The 18,885-nt window shown below is 47.2% G+C and carries 22 protein-coding genes; 1 reads left to right on the top strand and 21 read right to left on the bottom strand.

Annotation, left to right across the window (positions count from 1 at the left end):
• Window positions 1–49 precede the first annotated feature (49 nt).
• The 12 genes from pth to metG form a co-directional block, all read right to left on the bottom strand.
• Window positions 50–607, bottom strand: coding sequence for an aminoacyl-tRNA hydrolase (pth, locus tag KNQ02_RS15045; protein ID WP_088835973.1), 558 nt, complete (start codon window positions 605–607; stop codon window positions 50–52).
• A 100-nt stretch (window positions 608–707) separates the two neighbouring features.
• Window positions 708–1,664, bottom strand: a complete 957-nt coding sequence (locus KNQ02_RS15040; RefSeq protein WP_029332210.1) for a ribose-phosphate diphosphokinase — start codon at window positions 1,662–1,664, stop codon at window positions 708–710.
• Between the two features lie 69 nt (window positions 1,665–1,733).
• Window positions 1,734–3,083 carry a bifunctional UDP-N-acetylglucosamine diphosphorylase/glucosamine-1-phosphate N-acetyltransferase GlmU gene (gene glmU, locus KNQ02_RS15035; protein WP_214809043.1) on the bottom strand — a complete coding sequence of 450 codons (1,350 nt, stop codon included), beginning with the start codon at window positions 3,081–3,083 and terminating at the stop codon, window positions 1,734–1,736.
• A 326-nt stretch (window positions 3,084–3,409) separates the two neighbouring features.
• Window positions 3,410–3,721, bottom strand: a complete 312-nt coding sequence (spoVG, locus tag KNQ02_RS15030) for a septation regulator SpoVG (RefSeq protein ID WP_088835971.1) — start codon at window positions 3,719–3,721, stop codon at window positions 3,410–3,412.
• Between the two features lie 162 nt (window positions 3,722–3,883).
• A complete protein-coding gene (gene purR, locus KNQ02_RS15025; RefSeq protein ID WP_029332207.1) occupies window positions 3,884–4,723 on the bottom strand; it encodes a pur operon repressor in 840 nt (279 codons plus the stop codon).
• Window positions 4,724–4,792: 69 nt separating this feature from the next.
• Window positions 4,793–5,653 carry a 4-(cytidine 5'-diphospho)-2-C-methyl-D-erythritol kinase gene (gene ispE / locus KNQ02_RS15020; RefSeq protein ID WP_029332206.1) on the bottom strand — a complete coding sequence of 287 codons (861 nt, stop codon included), beginning with the start codon at window positions 5,651–5,653 and terminating at the stop codon, window positions 4,793–4,795.
• A gap of 96 nt (window positions 5,654–5,749) precedes the next feature.
• Window positions 5,750–5,989, bottom strand: coding sequence for a Veg family protein (locus KNQ02_RS15015; RefSeq protein ID WP_012368950.1), 240 nt, complete (start codon window positions 5,987–5,989; stop codon window positions 5,750–5,752).
• 84 nt (window positions 5,990–6,073) lie between these two features.
• Window positions 6,074–6,952, bottom strand: coding sequence for a 16S rRNA (adenine(1518)-N(6)/adenine(1519)-N(6))-dimethyltransferase RsmA (gene rsmA, locus KNQ02_RS15010; RefSeq protein ID WP_029332205.1), 879 nt, complete (start codon window positions 6,950–6,952; stop codon window positions 6,074–6,076).
• Window positions 6,949–7,506, bottom strand: a complete 558-nt coding sequence (gene rnmV / locus KNQ02_RS15005; RefSeq protein ID WP_214803549.1) for a ribonuclease M5 — start codon at window positions 7,504–7,506, stop codon at window positions 6,949–6,951. Before rnmV ends, rsmA begins: the two co-directional genes overlap by 4 nt.
• Before the next feature lie 69 nt (window positions 7,507–7,575).
• Window positions 7,576–8,856: a 3D domain-containing protein gene (locus KNQ02_RS15765; RefSeq protein WP_214809040.1), complete on the bottom strand. Its 1,281-nt coding sequence runs from the start codon at window positions 8,854–8,856 to the stop codon at window positions 7,576–7,578.
• On the bottom strand, window positions 8,853–9,620 hold the full coding sequence (locus tag KNQ02_RS14995) for a TatD family hydrolase (RefSeq protein WP_214809037.1): 768 nt from the start codon (window positions 9,618–9,620) through the stop codon (window positions 8,853–8,855). The genes KNQ02_RS15765 and KNQ02_RS14995 overlap by 4 nt, the downstream gene beginning before the upstream one ends.
• 58 nt (window positions 9,621–9,678) lie before the next feature.
• Complete coding sequence (gene metG / locus KNQ02_RS14990) at window positions 9,679–11,631, bottom strand: methionine--tRNA ligase (protein WP_214767919.1); 1,953 nt, start codon at window positions 11,629–11,631, stop codon at window positions 9,679–9,681.
• Between the two features lie 341 nt (window positions 11,632–11,972).
• On the opposite strand from metG, the gene KNQ02_RS14985 reads away from it, so the two are divergent.
• Entirely contained in the window at window positions 11,973–12,269 is a 297-nt protein-coding gene (locus tag KNQ02_RS14985; protein WP_012368944.1) for a transition state genes transcriptional regulator AbrB, read from the top strand.
• 41 nt (window positions 12,270–12,310) lie between these two features.
• On the opposite strand, the gene rsmI is transcribed toward KNQ02_RS14985, so the two are convergent.
• From rsmI to KNQ02_RS14940, 9 genes are read right to left on the bottom strand one after another with little or no spacing between them, the layout of a single operon-like run.
• On the bottom strand, window positions 12,311–13,168 hold the full coding sequence (gene rsmI / locus KNQ02_RS14980) for a 16S rRNA (cytidine(1402)-2'-O)-methyltransferase (RefSeq protein WP_214809034.1): 858 nt from the start codon (window positions 13,166–13,168) through the stop codon (window positions 12,311–12,313).
• Window positions 13,165–13,419, bottom strand: coding sequence for a GIY-YIG nuclease family protein (locus KNQ02_RS14975; RefSeq protein WP_214803546.1), 255 nt, complete (start codon window positions 13,417–13,419; stop codon window positions 13,165–13,167). Before KNQ02_RS14975 ends, rsmI begins: the two co-directional genes overlap by 4 nt.
• The gene (locus KNQ02_RS14970) at window positions 13,412–14,149 is read right to left on the bottom strand and encodes a tRNA1(Val) (adenine(37)-N6)-methyltransferase (protein ID WP_214809031.1); all 738 of its coding nucleotides are present in this window, start codon (window positions 14,147–14,149) and stop codon (window positions 13,412–13,414) included. The genes KNQ02_RS14975 and KNQ02_RS14970 overlap by 8 nt, the downstream gene beginning before the upstream one ends.
• A gap of 49 nt (window positions 14,150–14,198) precedes the next feature.
• Complete coding sequence (yabA, locus tag KNQ02_RS14965; protein WP_029332197.1) at window positions 14,199–14,561, bottom strand: DNA replication initiation control protein YabA; 363 nt, start codon at window positions 14,559–14,561, stop codon at window positions 14,199–14,201.
• The gene (locus tag KNQ02_RS14960; RefSeq protein WP_029332196.1) at window positions 14,558–15,388 is read right to left on the bottom strand and encodes a PSP1 domain-containing protein; all 831 of its coding nucleotides are present in this window, start codon (window positions 15,386–15,388) and stop codon (window positions 14,558–14,560) included. The genes yabA and KNQ02_RS14960 overlap by 4 nt, the downstream gene beginning before the upstream one ends.
• Before the next feature lie 6 nt (window positions 15,389–15,394).
• On the bottom strand, window positions 15,395–16,387 hold the full coding sequence (locus KNQ02_RS14955) for a DNA polymerase III subunit delta' (protein ID WP_088835963.1): 993 nt from the start codon (window positions 16,385–16,387) through the stop codon (window positions 15,395–15,397).
• Window positions 16,387–16,716: a cyclic-di-AMP receptor gene (locus KNQ02_RS14950; protein ID WP_029332194.1), complete on the bottom strand. Its 330-nt coding sequence runs from the start codon at window positions 16,714–16,716 to the stop codon at window positions 16,387–16,389. Before KNQ02_RS14950 ends, KNQ02_RS14955 begins: the two co-directional genes overlap by 1 nt.
• Window positions 16,713–17,351 (bottom strand): dTMP kinase, encoded by a 639-nt coding sequence (tmk, locus tag KNQ02_RS14945; protein ID WP_088835962.1) that lies wholly within the window; start codon window positions 17,349–17,351, stop codon window positions 16,713–16,715. The genes KNQ02_RS14950 and tmk overlap by 4 nt, the downstream gene beginning before the upstream one ends.
• Window positions 17,348–18,769 carry an aminotransferase class I/II-fold pyridoxal phosphate-dependent enzyme gene (locus tag KNQ02_RS14940; RefSeq protein WP_214767928.1) on the bottom strand — a complete coding sequence of 474 codons (1,422 nt, stop codon included), beginning with the start codon at window positions 18,767–18,769 and terminating at the stop codon, window positions 17,348–17,350. The genes tmk and KNQ02_RS14940 overlap by 4 nt, the downstream gene beginning before the upstream one ends.
• Between the last annotated feature and the right edge of the window lie 116 nt (window positions 18,770–18,885).

The following is an 18,885-nucleotide window of genomic DNA, read 5'->3' as shown; positions in this document are numbered from 1 at the left end:
CCCTCCTAAGACGACAGCAAAAACGCTTTGGAATTCCAAAGCGTTTCGTTCAGTTATAGCGATTCATCAAAGCCAAAAATGGTGTATCGGTAAAGTCTGTCGCGATTTTCACAGCGTCTGCCAATACTTCCCGCAAGACAGGTTGTTCTGCTTTTGAGAACGGCATCAAGACCCAATCGATGACTTGAATCGGAGCAGGCGGACGACCGACACCGAGTTTTAAGCGTTTAATTTCTTGTGTGCCTAAATGCTGAATAAGCGACTTGACACCATTATGCCCACCGGCGCTTCCTTTTGAGCGAAGACGCATCTTTTCAAGCGGCAAATCGAGATCATCATAGATGACGAGGACGTCTTCGACCGCGATTTTATAAAAATCCAGGAGCGGACGAACTGCTTCCCCGGATAGATTCATGTAAGTCAATGGTTTGACGAGCACAACACGTTCCCCATTTATCATTCCCGTTCCGAAGACTGCTTTAAACTTCGACTCGGATAATTTTATTCCGTGTTCCTCCGCCAACGCATCAATCGCGAGGAAACCGATGTTGTGACGTGTGTTCGTATATTTAGCTCCAGGGTTCCCTAGACCGACGATACATTTCATATCGCTACCTCCTTTTGTTCATTTCCTTTGATGAAAAAAAAGCACGAACAAGGGTCCGATTTCAAAAAACCGGACCTCATCGTTCGTATCTGTTTGTTGATCAGCTAAAGAGCGGGCTGATTGATTTTTGTTCATGGACACGGATGATTGCTTCTGCAAGTAACCGCGCGACAGAAATTTGTTTGATTTTGCTTGCGCATTCACGTTGCGTCAAGTCGATCGTGTTCAAGACGACGAGCTCTTCAATCGCTGAGTTCTCAATCCGTTCCATCGCTGGACCAGAAAGAACAGGGTGCGTACAACAAGCATAAACTTGTTTCGCCCCATTTTCGATTAAAGCGTTCGCAGCAAGTGTAATCGTTCCTGCCGTATCGATGATGTCATCGATGATGATGGCGATTTTGCCATCGACTTGACCGACGATGTTCATGACTTCCGCGACGTTCGGTTTCGGACGACGCTTATCGATGATTGCGATCGGTGCTTTTAATTGTTCTGCTAATTTACGTGCCCGTGTAACACCGCCATGGTCTGGAGAAACGATGACGAGTTCATTTGGGTCGATGTTTTTCTTCTCGAAGTAAGTAGCAAGAAGTGGAACACCCATTAACTGATCTACTGGAATATCGAAGAAACCTTGGATTTGAGCGGCATGGAGATCCATCGTGACGACACGTGTCGCTCCTGCGACTTCAAGTAAGTTCGCAACAAGTTTTGCTGTGATCGGCTCACGCGAACGTGCTTTACGGTCTTGACGTGCATAACCATAATACGGCATGACGACGTTGATCGTCCGTGCAGAAGCACGTTTTAATGCGTCAATCATGATGAGGAGCTCCATCAAGTTCTCGTTGACCGGCTGACTTGTCGATTGGATGATGTAGATATCATCTCCGCGAACGCTTTCTTCGATGTTCATCGAGATTTCGCCATCACTGAAGTGTTTGACTGAACTTTCGCTAACGGGAATTCCGATGACCTTAGCGATTTCCTCTGCCAGTGGTTTGTTCGAGTTGAGTGCGAAAATACGAATTTCATGTTCTAAGACAGTAGACATGTTTAGGTGGCCTCCATTTGTTTGGTTTAGACGAGTAGAGCGACAAGTAATGAATAAGGTATAGCTGAATTAACGATAATCAGGTTTTGTCGTTTGACGCTCACGGGCGATCGCAAGACCGTTTTCCGGAACATCATCTGTCACTGTCGAACCTGCTGCGACGAGTGCATTTTTACCGACTGTGACGGGGGCAATCAAGTTGACGTTACAACCGATGAACGCATCATCCTCGATGACCGTTTCGAACTTGTTTGTTCCATCATAGTTGACGGTGATTGATCCACATCCTAAATTGACGTTTTTACCAATCGTTGCGTCTCCGACGTAACTCAAGTGTGCCGATTTACTTCCTTCACCGAACGTCGATTTCTTGACTTCAACGAAGTTACCGACACGCGTGTTCGCTCCGAGCACCGCTTGCTGACGCAAGTGCGCGAATGGACCGACTTGTGCCGCTTGCCCGATCCGGCTATCGGTTACGACCGACTGACGGACGACGGCAGCATCTGCCACTTCACTGTTACGGATGTCACTATTCGGTCCGATGATACATTCAGACCCGATGATCGTCTTCCCAAGCAATTGTGTCCCTGGGTAGAGCGTGGTATCCGAACCAATCGTAACATCTGGTCCGATATAGGTCGATGCCGGGTCGATGAATGTGACACCTTGACGCATCCAATGCTCGTTCGTCCGCTTACGCATCGACGTCTCAGCTTGCGCGAGTGCGACACGGTCATTGACACCGATTGTCTCTTCAAACGTCGGCGCCGCATAGGCAGCAATCGTTTCGCCATCGGCTTTCGCGATTTCGATGACATCCGGCAAGTAATACTCTCCTTGGACATTATCGTTCTTGACTTGTTTTAACGCAGCGAACAACAACTCATTATCAAACACGTACGTTCCTGTGTTGATTTCTTTAATCGCGAGTTCTTGTTCTGTCGCATCTTTATGTTCAACGATTTTTGAAACATGGCCCTCTTTACCACGAATAATCCGACCATATCCAGTCGCATCATCCGCATGAGCCGTCAAGACGGTCACTTTTGCACCCGTTTCTGCATGGTGGTCGAGTAACGCGGCTAACGTCTCACTCGTTAAGAGTGGTGTATCCCCACAGACGACAAGCGTCGATCCTTTTTCGTTTCCAAGTACCGGTTCTGCCATTTGAACAGCATGACCCGTGCCAAGCTGCTCACTTTGAAGCGCATATTCCACCGATGTGCCAAGCACTTCTTTTACAGACTCCGCACCATGCCCAACGATTACGACTTGACGCTTGACGCCAAGTGTCGCGAGTTGGTCCACGACGTGTTGTACCATAGGTTTCCCAGCTACTGGGTGGAGTACTTTGTAGAGTTTTGATTTCATGCGTGTTCCTTTACCAGCTGCTAGAATTACCGCGAAATGATTCATCCTTGTCGCTCCTCCACGTAAATTAGTGTTGATTTCGTTCAGAAATAGTACACTCGTACCAACTATAACGAAAATGAGGCCACTATTCAATCACAGGACCGAGTCAAATTGATGAAACATCCATTAAAAACAGACTGTAGACAACGTGAGGAGGCTGACTCATAAGTCGTTTTAAAATCAACCTTTGTGATGGACGGGCTTTTCTTTTCATTGCTTTCATCGAAAGAGGCGCAACCCGTTGTTGTTTTGTAAGAAGATTGCAGCAAACCTTTTTAACAGCAAAAAAAAGACCGGTCCGCCGCAATACGGGAAACCGGTCTTCTCTATTAAGGGCGATCTGTCAATTCGACTGATGTCAGCTCTAAATCGAGCGCCTCTTCATTTTCTTCACGCAACACATATGCTTCTAGTACTGAATCTTCGACCTTTTTTCGCATTAATGCATTGATTGGATGAGCGACATCACGAAAGATGCCTTCTTGCGTCCGTTTGCTCGGCATCGCGACGAAGAGACCACTGTTCCCTTCAATCACACGTAAATCGTGTACTACGAATTCGTGATCGAGCGTAATCGAGGCGAGTGCTTTCATGCGCCCCTCTGCCACGACGCGACGAATTTTAACGTCCGTAACGTTCATTTTGTCCGCACCCCTTTTAGTAACCGATGTCACAACTCTTCGTTGTCTACTTCTACTTACGGTTCAAAACAAATAAAGGTTTAGCTTTTTCCAATCTTTTTAGGCATAATTTCCAAAAGTTTGATAATCACAGTATAGTTTCAAAGAAATCACGTGTCAAATTCAGGTATTCCCATCACTTGTGAAATACTGGTCGACGTTCCCACGCTTCACTTGAATCTGTCCGAGATCGACATCGACGTCGGCAAGTTTCATTAAGCTGACGTATTCACTGACCATCTTCTTCTCGGCACCTTCTGCTTCAATCAAGACCCCGACACCGGCTACTTTCGCTTCGAACTCGCTCAGTAAACTCATCATCCCACGAATCGTTCCCCCAGCTTTCATGAAGTCATCAATCAACAAGACGTTCGCTCCGCGCGGAAGACTTCGTCGCGCCAGTGCCATCGTCCGAATCGCTTTTGATGAGCCTGATACGTAGTTGATGCTGACGGTCGACCCTTCCGTAACACGACTGTCCGAACGAACGATCACGAACGGTACACCGAGTTGTTCAGCAACGGCGTAAGCAAGCGGGATTCCTTTTGTCGCAATCGTCATGACGACATCCACTTTTTTCTGACTGAAGACAGATGCAAAAACTTGTCCCATCTGCTTGACCATCCGTGGATTGCCAAGTAAATCTGTCAGATACAAATACCCACCCGGCAACAGACGATCTGGCCGTGCGACGCGTTCACATAAATCATCGATGAACGGTAATGCTTTTTCGCTACTCCATGTCGGAATGAACATGACACCGCCCGCAGCCCCCGGGACTGTGACGAGTCGTCCTGTTCCTTCATGCTCTAACATTTCACTCACGATATCTAAATCTTCACTGATTGACGATTTTGCAGATTTATAGCGTTCTGCGAAAATTGTCAATGAGATCAGATGATGCGGATGGTCGAGTAGATAACGTGTCATATCGACTAACCGACCACTTCTCCGAATTTTCATCTAAATTGTTCCACCTCTCCGTAATTCCGAATATTCACTAGTGAATATATCATTTTCATACGGATATTATCAATGGTTTTCGCCTAAAAGACGAACGACGTAGACTTCGTTACAAAAACCTCTTAAGCCATTATAGAGACGTTGGGCCCGGTTTTCGTGTTCCGTCAACGCGAAGACCGTCGGACCACTCCCGCTCATCAAGACACCTTCCGCCCCGCAACTCGTCATGAAATCCTTGATTTGCTCGACTTCCGGGTGCATCGGTAACGTGACCGACTCAAGAACATTTCCGAGTGATTGACAAATCGCCGTAAAATCCTGCTCTTTAACAGCTGTAATCATCGCTTCGACATCCGGTCGTTTGGCCGTCGTCAAATCGAGTGCGCCATAAACGTCTGCCGTCGACACACCAATCGTTGGTTTCGCAAGCACGACCCAGCACGGAGGCGGAGCAATCAATTTTTCAAGCTTTTCACCACGTCCTGTCGCGATCGCCGTCCCACCCATGACACAAAACGGGACATCCGAACCGACTTCCGCGCCGATTTCTGCGAGTTGTTCGAGCGTCAATCCGAGCTGCCATAAATCATTCAAACCGCGTAATGTCGCGGCAGCGTCACTCGATCCACCCGCGAGACCCGCTGCGACCGGAATTTGTTTCTCAAGGTAAATCTCTACTCCAGCCTGGATGTTAAATTTTTTCTTCAAGACGGCTGCCGCCTTGTAAGCCAAGTTCCGCTCATCGTTCGGAACATAGGCGTGCTGTGCATTCATTCGAATCTCGCCTGACGGAAGTTCCGTCAACTCTAAGCGGTCTGCCAAGTCCACTGTCGTCATCACCATATGTACATCATGGTAACCATCTGTCCGCTTCGCCGTCGCATCCAACACTAAATTGATTTTCGCTGGTGCCTTTACAATAATCGTCATCGTGCCGTTCCTCCTCTAGTACGTATCCTGTACGAATTGTATCAACCTTTCCACAAAAAAAGAAGCGAACATTTCTGTCCGCTTCGGAAGGTAAGTTTACGAATTCGCAAATTCGATTTGTACGGAGTCGGTTAACACGTCAGCGTAGCTATAAGAAACTCGCTCGACATTGTGGCGCTCTGCGTCTAGCTTGACTACAAACACCGAAGGATACGTCTCAACGAGCGTTCCGATTCGGGTTACGACCTTTTTACGACCGCCGCTTGCTTTTAGCGTCAGTCTTTCACCAACATGTGTTTCGAAAACATGTCTGATTTCGTTCAACGTCTTTGGCATACGCTTCACCTCACTAATATTTATTATAGCATATTAATTAAATATTAGAAAGGGCAAATATTATATCTTTTCTTCCCGCTACCGTCAACGTTTTTTAATCGGCAAAAGTGCGTCCGCGAGCTGTGCGAATTCCTGCAAGCTGAGCGTTTCACCACGACGTCTTGGGTCGATACCTGCTTCATGCAACGCGGCTTCGACAGCTTCTTTTTCTGCTTTTCCGAAGTGGCTCGACAAATTATTTAAAATCGTTTTCCGGCGCTGGGCAAAACTCGCACGCGCAACTTCGAAGAATAATTTTTCATCTTTCGTTTGGACGGCCGGTTCTTTTCGGATGTTCAAGCGGATGACAGCCGAATCGACGTTCGGAGCGGGAATGAAGACTTGCTTCGGCACCGTGAAACAGACTTCCGCTTCCGCATAGTATTGAATCGCAATCGATAATGAACCATACGCTTTTGTACCTGGTTTCGCACCGATCCGTTCCGCGACTTCCTTTTGAATCATCATGATGAGTGTCCGGAATGGTGCTTTCGCCTCTAATATCCGCATGATGATAGGTGTTGTGACATAGTACGGTAAGTTTGCGACGACCGCAAGATCCGTAATTCCTTCTTGTGTGAACTCCTCGTTGACAATCGTTTCGAGATCCAGTTCAAGTGCATCTCCATGGATGATTTTGACGTTCGGATAAGGTGAGAGCGAATCATCTAAAATCGGTAACAGCCGTTGGTCGATTTCAAGGGCGACGACTTTTTTCGCCTGTTTCGCGGACTGTTCCGTCAACGACCCGATTCCCGGTCCGATCTCAAGAACACCGCTCTCCTTTGTTAACGAAGCAGCGCCGACAATGTTCGCGAGTACGTTCAAATCGATTAAAAAGTTTTGTCCTAAGGACTTCTTAAATGAAAATCCGTGTCGCGCGAGGATTTCCTTCGTCCGGTGTAGTGTTGCGATGTCTTTCAATCTTGTTCCTCCTCTAACTGTCTCAGTGCAGCTTCCCATTCCTCTTTTGTGATCCGAATCGAAGCGACGCGTTTGACGAGTTGTTTCGCATTCGGTTCACCGATTGCGAGCAACTGTCCGAGCCGACGTCTGCGTGACGATGCTGATGGACCACCGATTAAGTCTGCTGCAAGTATCATATCCCGTGTCACTTCTGCGACATGGACTTCTTCTGTTTCATAAACGGCTGCGAGTGCACGTTCGATTGCCTGCGGCGAAGCATGCTCGACACCGATTTTACCGCGTTTATCTTTTGCGTCCGCACGTGGCAGATAGGCTTGTTTGCATCCCGGAACACGTTCATTGATACGTGCGCGAATCCGGTCACCCGGAAAGTCTGGATCCGTGAAGACGATGACGCCTCGGCGTTCGAGTGCTTTTTCAATTCGTTGTAACGTTTGCTCATTGACGGCAGAGCCGTTCGTTTCAATTGTATCGACATCAAATACTTCCTGTAGTCGTGTCGTATCGTCACGTCCTTCGACGACGATGACTTCTTTTAAGCGTTTTTGCATCAATTCTTCTCCACCTTCTTCAAACACTTCCGTAATTGTACCTGTTTCCACGAAAAAAACAAGGAAGCGTCAACTGCCCGCTTCCGTGCCCGACTCATTCGGAATGACCCAAAGCTTGACGGTCTTCCGCCCGAACGTCTTCGCCGTCTGTTCGTCACTGACGAGGACATCAATTTTATTGCCTTTAATGGCACCGCCCGTATCGAGCGCGACCGCCAGTCCGACCCCCTCGACATACACTTTCGTCCCGAGCGGAATTATTTTCGGGTCGACGGCGACGATCGGTAACCCTTGATAGGTGATTGTATCCGTGACATCGTACCCCGTCGCTGTCAATGCGCGCCCATCATACAATTGACTCCCGTTCGATGCCGGGTCATTCGTATAGGCCGTCGCCTCGACCATCAGCGTCTTCGCATTCTTGAAGTCCAAGTCTGCCGTGACTTCCGGTGCGACCGTCAATGGCGTCGTTGCCTCCTCTTCATTGAAGACAGGTGCCGGTGTTTCTACTCGTTCAATCGGTTTTGTTCCGACTTTAATGATTTGTTTCACCGGTTCACTCGTTACTTCATCGGTCAGTAACTTCTTCTCTTTACTGAGCCCGTCAGCGAGCGTCAATTCGTACTTTTGGGTCCGGATTCCAGGACGCCCCGTCGTCGTTACAAGTTGTTGTCCTTTCGGTAATGTCGGATCTTCTACTTGCTCGACATCGAACGGAAGCAACTGTTCTTCCGTTAAGGTCGCCCGTCGCGTCGTATTGACGGTGACGAGCGTATCTTCCGAGACAACGGTATCAAGGCTCGGCGCAACACGGTCTGTTGCTTGTAACGTCACTCCTTGTTTCGCAAGGAGCTCACGGACGGTCGTTTGGTACGTATAGACTTGACTGGCTCGTCCTCCGATGACGATGTCAACCGGAAATGCTTCACGGAATCGGACTGTCATCCCGGTCGTCAAGACGGCATGAATCGAAGGGTATACATCATCGGTATCGGCTTGGACGATGCCACGTTCCTTCAATAAATCCGATACAAGACGAGCATGTGTCCGAACCGTCTGTGCTTGCCCGTATCCGACAATCATCGTAATTTCTTTTGCACGTTGGATGACAATCAAACCATTCTTTGGTAAATCCGCACTGCGCGAAGGTTCGATGTTATCCTCCGCTCGCACTTCGATTCCATTTTCACGTAAGACACCATAGACTGATGTTTCTATCGTCTTGACGTGTTGTTCTTGTCCGTCAATCATGATAGTGACGTCACGCGGATGATCCATCGCCAAGTAGATTAGAATCGCAATTAACAATAAGGCACACCCTGTCGCGATATAAGAGAACGAACGCATCATGGTAAACGGAAGACCCGCTTCGCGTTTTCTGTTGTCGCTTGTTCGATATCGGCATACATCATGCCACGCAGTTGCGCGATTGCTTCCGCCACGAACCGGACGTACGCCGGTTCATTCCGTTTGCCGCGGTATGGTGTCGGTGTCAGGTAAGGACAATCTGTCTCGACGAGTAACCGATCAAGCGGAACTTCTTGAGCGACACGTTTTGGCATCTTCGCATTTTTAAACGTTACCGGTCCACCGAGCGAAATATAAAAGTTCATCGCTAGGCAACGGGGTAAGAGCTCGGCACTCATGCTGTAGCTATGGAGAATCCCACCGACTTCTTTCGCGTCTTCTTCTTCGAGAATACGTAACGTATCTTCCGTTGCTTCCCGGTTGTGAATGACGATTGGCTTATTCTTTTTCTTCGCGAGTTGAATCTGTTTACGAAACGCAGCTTCCTGAACATCTTTTGGTGACGTATCCCAGTGATAATCAAGACCGATCTCACCGAGGGCGACGACTTTCTCATGGTCCATGAGGCGCTCGACTTTCGCGTACGCTGCATCATCGAAATCGATTGAATCGACGGGATGCCAACCGATGACGGCATACAGATCATCATACTGTTCAACAAGTTCCATCGCCCGGTCGATTGTCTTATGATCGAATCCGACGACGATCATTGGTGAGACTCCGTTCGCGCGTGCGCGTTCAATCGTTTCTTCGACGTCTCCGTCGAACTGATCGGAATTTAAATGTGTGTGTGTATCGATTAACAATATCCTCAACTCCTTTTTCAAAAAAATGCCTGTGACGTGAAGTCCACAGGCATCCGAATTATTTTACACTGGCACCGTTCGCCATCGTTGACGGGACGGTCGCTAGTTCAAGTTTACCTGATTTTTCAGCCGCAAGCACCATACCTTGCGATAATTCGCCACGGAGAGTGACCGGCTTCAAGTTCGCGACGACGATGACCTTCCGACCGACCAGGTCTTCCGGCTCGTACCATTCAGCGATGCCTGAAACGATCTGGCGTGTTTCTTTCCCCATGTCGACCGTTAACTTTAACAGTTTTTTTGCTTTTTTGATTTTTTCTGCTGTGACGACTTCGCCGACACGCAGCTCAATTTGATCAAAGACATCAATTGTCGTTTCCGGACGAACATCCTCATCTGTTTCTTCGACTTCTTCTTCCTCAACTCGGGCAGCAGATGCCTGTTGCATCATTTCGACGATTGCTTCAACTTCCTCTTTCATGTCGCGGCGCGGGAAAATCGGTTCAGCAATCCCGACTTTTGTTCCTTCTTCAATCGACGCGAACTGTGCGAGTGCTTCCCAGTTCATCGGCTGACCAGCAAGACCAAGCTGACGGAACATCTCGGTCGGAGATTGTGTCATGAACGGTTGCAACATGATCGCGACGTGACGCAGCGTTCCGACGAGGTGGACCATGACCGAGCCGAGTTCATCCGTCTTCGTTTCGTCTTTCGCGAGTACCCACGGTTGTGTCTCGTCGATATATTTATTCGCGCGACTGATTAATTGCCAGACGTGCGCTAAGGCAACCGAGAATTCCATATGCTCCATCGAAGCCTCGACCTTCTCGACTGTTTCTTTCGCAAGCGTCGACAATGTCGCATCGAACGGCGTGACATTTCCCGCATAGGTCGGGATGACCCCATCAAAGTATTTCGTGACCATCGCAATCGTCCGGTTGAGTAAGTTCCCGAGATCATTCGCGAGATCGAAGTTCATCCGCTCAACGAATGCTTCCGGTGTGAACATCCCATCTGAGCCGAAAGGAACTTCGCGTAAGAGATAATAACGAAGAGCATCAAGACCATAACGGTCAATCATCGGAATCGGGTCAACAACATTCCCTTTTGATTTCGACATCTTCCCATCTTTCATCAACAACCAGCCGTGCGCGAAAACTTGTTTCGGCAATGGGAGATCGAGTGCCATCAAGAGTGCCGGCCAAACGATCGTATGGAAACGAACGATTTCTTTTCCGACGAGATGAACGTCTGCTGGCCAGTACTTGTCGAAGTTCCCTTGATCATCCGTTCCGTAACCGAGTGACGAGATGTAGTTCGTCAAGGCATCAACCCAAACGTAGACGACGTGTTTCGGATTCGACGGGACTTTAACGCCCCAGTCAAATGTCGTCCGTGAGACGGCGAGATCTTGGAGACCTGGTTTAATGAAGTTGTTGATCATTTCATTCTTCCGTGATTCCGGTAAGATGAATGATGGGTTCGCTTCAAAGTATTCGACTAAACGATCGGCATACTTACTAATTCGGAAGAAATAACATTCCTCACGAACAAGTTCGACGGGATGGCCGCTATCTGGGCTTTTTCCATCCACTAACTGCGATTCCGTGTAATACGTCTCGTCCGGAATCGAATACCAGCCTTCATATTCACCAAGATAGATATCACCTTTTTCGAGTAATGTCTCAAAAACGTGTTCGACGACTTTCTTGTGGCGTGGTTCTGTCGTTCGAATGTAATCGTCATACGAGATGTCGAGACGATCCCACAGGACTTTAATCTGCTCGACGACACCGTCGACGAATGCTTGTTCAGAAATACCTGCTTCAGCTGCTTTTTCCTGAATTTTTTGTCCGTGTTCATCCGTTCCTGTTAAGTAACGTACATCGAATCCTTGAAGACGTTTATAACGCGCCATCGCGTCTCCTGCGACCGTCGTGTACGCATGACCGATATGTAGCTTCGCGCTAGGATAATAAATCGGTGTCGTGATATAAAATGTTTTTGACATGTTATTCCTCCGTTCTATTGTTCATTCCATTATTATACGCTGTTCTATCGCCGCTGTCGAAACTCGTTTTTTGTCGAATCAAAACATTTTTTGACATCAGACATCAAATTACAAAAAAACACACTCAATAGTTTGAATTCCTTTAAAAAGGGAAAATCTATTAATAAATCGTTTCAATTATGGCTTTTTTGAGAAATAAATGACATTTTGATTTCAAGCTATTCGGATTGGTTGACTACTTTTGGAAAGTTTAGTATTCTACATTCTATAGAAGTGATGTCGAATTTTGACGATTTTTAAAAAAATACAGAGACTTAGACATCCAGAGGAGGAACAACAAAATGAAATCAACAGGTATTGTACGTAAAGTAGACGAGCTCGGCCGGGTAGTCATTCCAATTGAACTTCGCCGCACACTCCAAATCGCAGAGAAAGATGCACTCGAAATCTACGTCGATAACGAGCAAATCATTCTTAAAAAATACAAACCAAACATGACTTGCCAAGTTACTGGTGAAGTATCAGAAGATAACTTCAAATTGGCAGACGGAAAATTAATTCTCTCTCCAGACGGCGCACAACGTGTCCTCGTTGAGTTAAAAGATTTCCTCGATCGTCATTACGCAGGAAACGAATAAAACCAAGAAGGAAGCGCGCCGATTCGGTACGCTTCCTTTTTTCATTTCGATTCGTGATAAGACAGGTATAAGGCTTGTCGGTCAAGTCCCCGTTCCTTCGCAACACGCTTTAACGCCGCATTCGGTTTTTCACCGCCTGCGATATACCGTTCGATTTGATCGAGTGGATTTGCCTCTTGCTGGATTTCACTCGGACGTTCTTCCGTCGTTCCTTCGACGATGACGACAAATTCGCCCCGGACCTCTTCTGACGCCCAGTCTAACGCTTCCGTCACCGATCCACGAATGTATTCTTCATAACGTTTCGTCAATTCACGGGCGAGCGTGAGTTGGCGATCACCGAGTATTTCGAGGACACCTCCAAGCATTTCCTTTAGCCGATGGGGTGCTTCATAAAATATCAATGTTCCTTGCTCATAACGTAACGTCTCGAGTGCTTCACGCCGCTCTTTTTTCTTGCGTGGTAAAAAGCCGTAATACAAAAAATGTTCCGTCGGTAGACCTGACGCGACGAGGGCCGTCAATGCCGCATTCGCACCCGGTAAGACGACGACCGGAATGTCTGCTGCAATCGCGAGTCGGATTAAGTCGCTCCCCGGATCGGAAATCCCGGGCATTCCAGCGTCGGAGACGAGGGCGACCTGTTTCCCCGACAATAAGTCTTCGAGCAGCCGTTCACCGCTAACTTGCTTGTTGTGTTCGTGATAACTGACGAGTTTCGTGTCGATTTCAAAGTGATTGCACAATTTCATCGTCTGGCGTGTGTCTTCTGCCGCGATGATATCGGCCTCTTGTAAGATGCGGACGGCTCGATACGTCATATCCTCTAAGTTCCCGATTGGTGTCGGTACGATATATAAGCCGTTCGTCTGATCCTTAAAACTGCTGGTCGCCTTCATGACGTCCCTCCTTGAATAAGCTGTTCTTTTTTCGCACGTGTCAATTGCTTGATCGCATACTCGCGTTTCAGTGCGTCCGATTTTGTCTCAAACGTCTCTGTGTACGCAAGGACGACCGGTAGCCGTGCCCGTGTGTACTTAGCACCCTGCCCCGTGTTGTGCGTCGCAACACGCTTTTCGACATCGACGGCATATCCCGTATACAGACTCCCATCACGGCAACGCACGATATACACCGCATGCTTAGACATTCAGATGTTCCCGCATTTGTAAGGTATACGTGTCATCTTGCTCGTAGACGATGAACGGGGGTAACACCTTCAAGCCCGGTTTTGCATCCTTGATGCCTTCAATCAACAGCATATTCGCTTCTTTCCCTGCCTTCGGATAAATCAATTGCATCCGCTTCGGCTCAATCCGGTACTGACGCATCAGCGTCACGATGTCGAGTAAACGTTCCGGACGATGGACGAATGCCGTTTTCCCGCCTTGTTTAAGTAAGTCGGCGGCTGAACGAATGCAATCTTCAAGTGTACATAACACTTCATGCCGGGCAATCGTATAGTGTTCACTCTCATTTCGGTTCGATGATTCATGTGCTAAAAAATACGGCGGATTGCAGGTCACGACATCATAGGCACCGTATCCGAGTTGTTTCCCGGCCGTTTTGACATCCCCCTCAATCATCTGGAGCTGTCCCGCTTTTTCGTTCAACTCGATACTACGGCGTGCCATCTCGACGAGGCGCGGTTGAATTTCGAGTCCCGCGATCGTTCCGTTCGTCCGGTACGATAAAAAGAGCGGAATCGCACCGTTTCCGGCACACAAATCGACCAACTTACCTTGGCGGATCGGGACCCAGACGAATTGCGCGAGTAACGCGGCATCCAGTGAATACGAAAAGACGGTCGGACTTTGAATGATGCGACCGTCTCTTCCGAGGAGATGATCGAGTCGCTCATCTGGTAATAATTCAAGCATAGGTGTCTTCCTTTCTGAAAAAAAGACTGACTCCTAGGAAGTCAGCCTCTCAATGTTTCGTTAACATGGACAAGCAGAACAGGCAATCCCCGTCTTTACGGACTTGACCGTAGTGCAAGTTACAAATGTGGAATCCTTCTTGATAGAGGCGACCGAGGTTATCGTATCCGGCACCTACTAACGCTTCGGCTTCCGCTTCTTCTGTAATCGGTTGTTGTTCGTCTCGCTCCACCTTCTCACGCAGGTGATGATTTTCGAGGTAGAGGTGTTGATTTTCCTCCATCATGTAAGCAAGCTGATCTTTTAATACGCTCAGATGCTCAGTCAGCAAATGAATCTGTTGCTCGATCGCATCGACACGCGTAATGATTTCTTTTTTATCGACTCTCTCCACGCGTATGCACCCCGTCATTCTTTTGGTCGTTTTTGTTTTACGGCACCGACGGATAACAATTCTTCCATCGAATAAGTCAGAACGCGGGAACGGTCTTTCAGTTCAATTTGAACTACTTGATCGAGGATGTTCAATCCGACGACACGACCTTCGCCTTCTGGTACAGTCAGACGTTTTCCGTAATCCGGTAGATCACGTCGCATTTCTTCATACGTATCGTTCTCGTATTTCAAACAGCACATTAAACGGCCACAGACCCCGGAAATCTTCGTTGGGTTCAGTGATAAGTTTTGATCTTTCGCCATCTTGATTGAGACCGGCTCAAATTCACCTAAGAACGATGAACAACAAAGGACACGGCCGCACGGACCGATTCCACCGAGCAATTTCGCTTCATCACGAACTCCGATTTGGCGCAACTCAATCCGTGTCCGGAAGACTGCTGCTAAATCTTTAACGAGTTCCCGGAAGTCGACGCGACCTTCCGCTGTGAAGTAAAAGATGACTTTATTACGATCAAACGTATATTCGACGTCCACGAGTTTCATATCGAGCTTATGTTCGCGAATCTTTTCGACACACACTGCATGTGCATCAAGTGCTGCTACTTTATTTTCACGGACGATCATTGCATCTTTATCATCAGCAATCCGAAGAATTGATTTTAATGGTAAGACCACATCTTCCTCGTCCATTTGTTTATCGGCGATTACCACTTCGCCATATTCAATGCCCCGTACTGTCTCCACGATGACGGCTTGTCCTCGTGATAATGACTCTTGTCCAGGTGCAAAATAATAAATTTTGCCCGCTTCTTTAAAGCGAACGCCTACTACTTCTAGCATATCGCTCTACCCTTTCTGTAAGTCAAACATGAGACGCTCAACTGTTAATTGAGGATTAACATTCGCTTCGACCCGTTTGACGGCTGCAAGTACTGCCTGCAACCAGCGGGTGATCGTCGCCTGACTCTTTCCACCCATCTGCTCAAGTAATGGTCGGCTATTCGTATACGTAATGATCTCCCATGATGGATTCAACTTCAGATGCAAGGCATCTTCGAAGAAACATGTCACGAGTTCTAGACCAATCCGGACGTCTTGCCGATTCTTAAATTGATTAATCCACTTCTCTTGAACGAACAAAGGCAAATCTGCCGGACGATTCGCTAATTCCTCCATCAATTGTAACACTGACGCTCGCGCATTTACAAACCAGTCTTCGATTAAGGCTTGCTCCGCATCATCAATTTTTGAGTAGACGCGAGCTGCAAGTTGGGTTAACTCCGCATCTCGGGACGTTTTATCCGATAAAACTTGTCCAATCATCACACGATCGGCCGGTCGAAAACTTAACAGTTGTCCACGAGAACGAATCGTCGGTAATAACAGTTGCGGTTGATTCGTTAGTAGAATCGCTACTTTTCCTTCGCCCGGTTCTTCGAAGAACTTCAATAAACTATTCGCTGCTTGCGGAGTCATCCGGTGCGCTTGCGTCACGACATAGATTTGCCGATCCCCTTCTAACCCCCGAAGTGACAAGTCATGCATCAATTGCTGGATTTGTTCTTTTTTGATGGTTGCCCCATCTGGCTCAATCTGGTAGTAATCGACAAGGTTTCCGCTATCCATCCGTCGACAGCTTCGGCATTCATTACACGGCTCTACTTGATCTTTCCGCTCACAAAATAAACTCTTGGCGAACAATTGAGCCGCTTCCAAAAGAAGCGGCTCATAGTCTCCCGTAAAGATATAAGCATGATTGATTCGATTTGCTCGTAAAGAATTTTGAAGAATCGTCGAGATGACAGATTGTGTTTGTTCGAGCTCATGAAATGTCCGCATCAGAACTGATGAAACCCTTCAATCGGCAAGACAAAGACTGTCGCGCCTCCGACTTGAACTTCAACCGGATAGGGAATATACGAGTCGGCGTGTCCTCCCATTGGTGAGATCGGCGAGACCATTTGATCGCGGCTCGAACAATTTTTCTTGATCAAACGCATCAAATCGTCAACACGTTCACTTTGAACCCCAATCATGAATGTCGTGTTACCTTCTTTTAAAAAGCCGCCCGTCGTCGCAAGTTTGGTTGCCCGAAAATCATTTTCAACAAGCGCTTCTGCTAAACGTAAGCTATCTTTATCTTGAACAATCGTAATGACCATTTTCATGATAATCTCTCCCTTTTCTTCAAATAGGCTAACACATCTTCTAACAATAGCGACTGGACCGCTTCAATCGATTGATTGGCGTCAATCAATCGAATGCGTTCCGGTTCTGACGCGGCTAATGATAAAAAGCCATGATAGACACGCTCTCTGAATGCATCATCACGTTGCTCGATCCGGTCAAGCGCCCCTCGTTCAATCATTCGTCTTTTCGAGTCCATGACCGTCAAGTCAAACAAGTACGTTCGATCAGGGGTTAATCCTCCTGTTGCTTGCTGATTGACGTTACGGATCTGTTCAATTGAATACCCGAGTCCATATCCTTGATACGCAATCGAGGCATCAACGAAACGATCACATAAAACGACAGTCCCAGCTGTAAGTGACGGACGAATCAATTCATTGACGTGCTGCGCCCGTGACGCCGCATACAATAAAATTTCTGTCATTTCATCCATCTCCGTGAAATCTGGATTCAGAATCAACGAACGGATTTCATTCCCAACGCGTGTGCCGCCTGGCTCTCGTGTCATGATGACCTGATAACCCTCTTTTTTTAATGCTTCTGCCATCAATTGAAGCTGTGTCGTTTTTCCTGCGCCATCTGGTCCTTCGACTGTAATAAACGTTCCCTTCATTCAACAAACCCTTCCTCTATGACACGCAACGTACCTTCTTGCAAAGACTCTCCACCCTGAAGATGGACGGATGCGGCTATATGATGCTCAATACATACTATCTGTTCTTTTGTCACACGCTCTCCTCGCAACAAGACTGGAATACCTGGCGGATATGGAATAATCGTTTCAAGTGCAATCTGACCAATCGTTTCACGAAGCGGAAGAATCCGATATTCCCTCTCCTCTAACTGATCCAGTGGGCAAGCGAGTGAAGATACTTTTATTTTACCCATAATTGATTGCTCGATATACCTTTTTGAGGGAATTCCTTTCATTTTCAACTTTTCAATCGCATCTTTTACCTGTCTTAACCACTGAGTTCGGACAGTTTCCGATAATTTGTGAAGAGGTAAAATGCAGACGACAAATGAAGCTAAAGCAAACTCTGCATCTATTTTTTCATTGGCTAATGCATCGAGTAACTGTTCTCCGGAATAGTCCTCATAGGAAAGAATCACGCGTGACCAATCATCAAAAGTAAAAGCATGCATTCCATCTAGTCCGTCGAGTTCGTCTTTGAACAGTTGATGACTGTTCCGGACCTCTTCCATTTCATCAATCGTCCACTGCTGTCGATAGTATCGAGCATAATCGAGCGAAGCCATGATGAGATACGAAGGGCTTGATGTTTGAAACGACTGGAGTGCATGGTGGAGCTTACGACGTTGTACGTCCGTTAATCGCTCATGAATCCAAGCCCCCATCGTTAATGCCGGTAACGTCTTATGAGCAGATTGGACGACAGCTGTAGCACCCTGTTCAAAGGCTGAACGGATTCCAACTGCTTCTCCAAAATGTGCACCATGTGCCTCATCAACTAATAATGGTATTTTATAACGTGCTGTCACTGCTACGATTTCTTCGATAGCTGCTGTTTCTCCATAGTAACTCGGTGAAGTTAAAAATACCGCGACTCCACCCGGATAAGATGTTAACGCTTCCTTTAATGTTTCACGTGAAACATTGCCGGCGATTTGTGTTTCTTCATCATACTCAGGGCTCATGAAGATTGGAGACAATCCTAACCATTCGAGTGCATTAAAAATCGACTTATGTGAATTTCTCTGAACGTAGACGCGATCTCCTCGTTTAGTCACAGCCGCAAGCATTGCCCAGTTACCACTTGTTGAACCATTGATTAAAAAATGACTATCTTCCGAATCATAGACTTCACGCAACAATACTTTTGCTTCTAGAATCGCTTCTGTCGGATGGTGAAAATCATCTAAGCCAGCTAGTTCTGTTTTATCCCATTCCAAAAAACTAGGTAGACCTAATACGATTGATCCATTTTTATGACCAGGAACGTGCCAAGATGTTGCCTTACGTTCGACATGTCGCTTAAGTGCCTCAATGATTGGAAGCTGACTTTTCATGAAATACACCTCTTGTTTTTAAAATACAAAAGACCGACCTGCAAGATGCAGATCGGTCCTTTTCAATTGCCTGGCAACGTCCTATCCTCACAGGGGGAAGCCCCCAACTACTTTCG

The organism is Exiguobacterium sp. s102, from assembly GCF_018618635.1.
Lineage (GTDB): Bacteria > Bacillota > Bacilli > Exiguobacteriales > Exiguobacteriaceae > Exiguobacterium_A > Exiguobacterium_A oxidotolerans.
The sequence above is the reverse complement of the archived record's forward strand: the minus strand, read 5'-3'. Positions and strand labels throughout refer to the sequence as shown.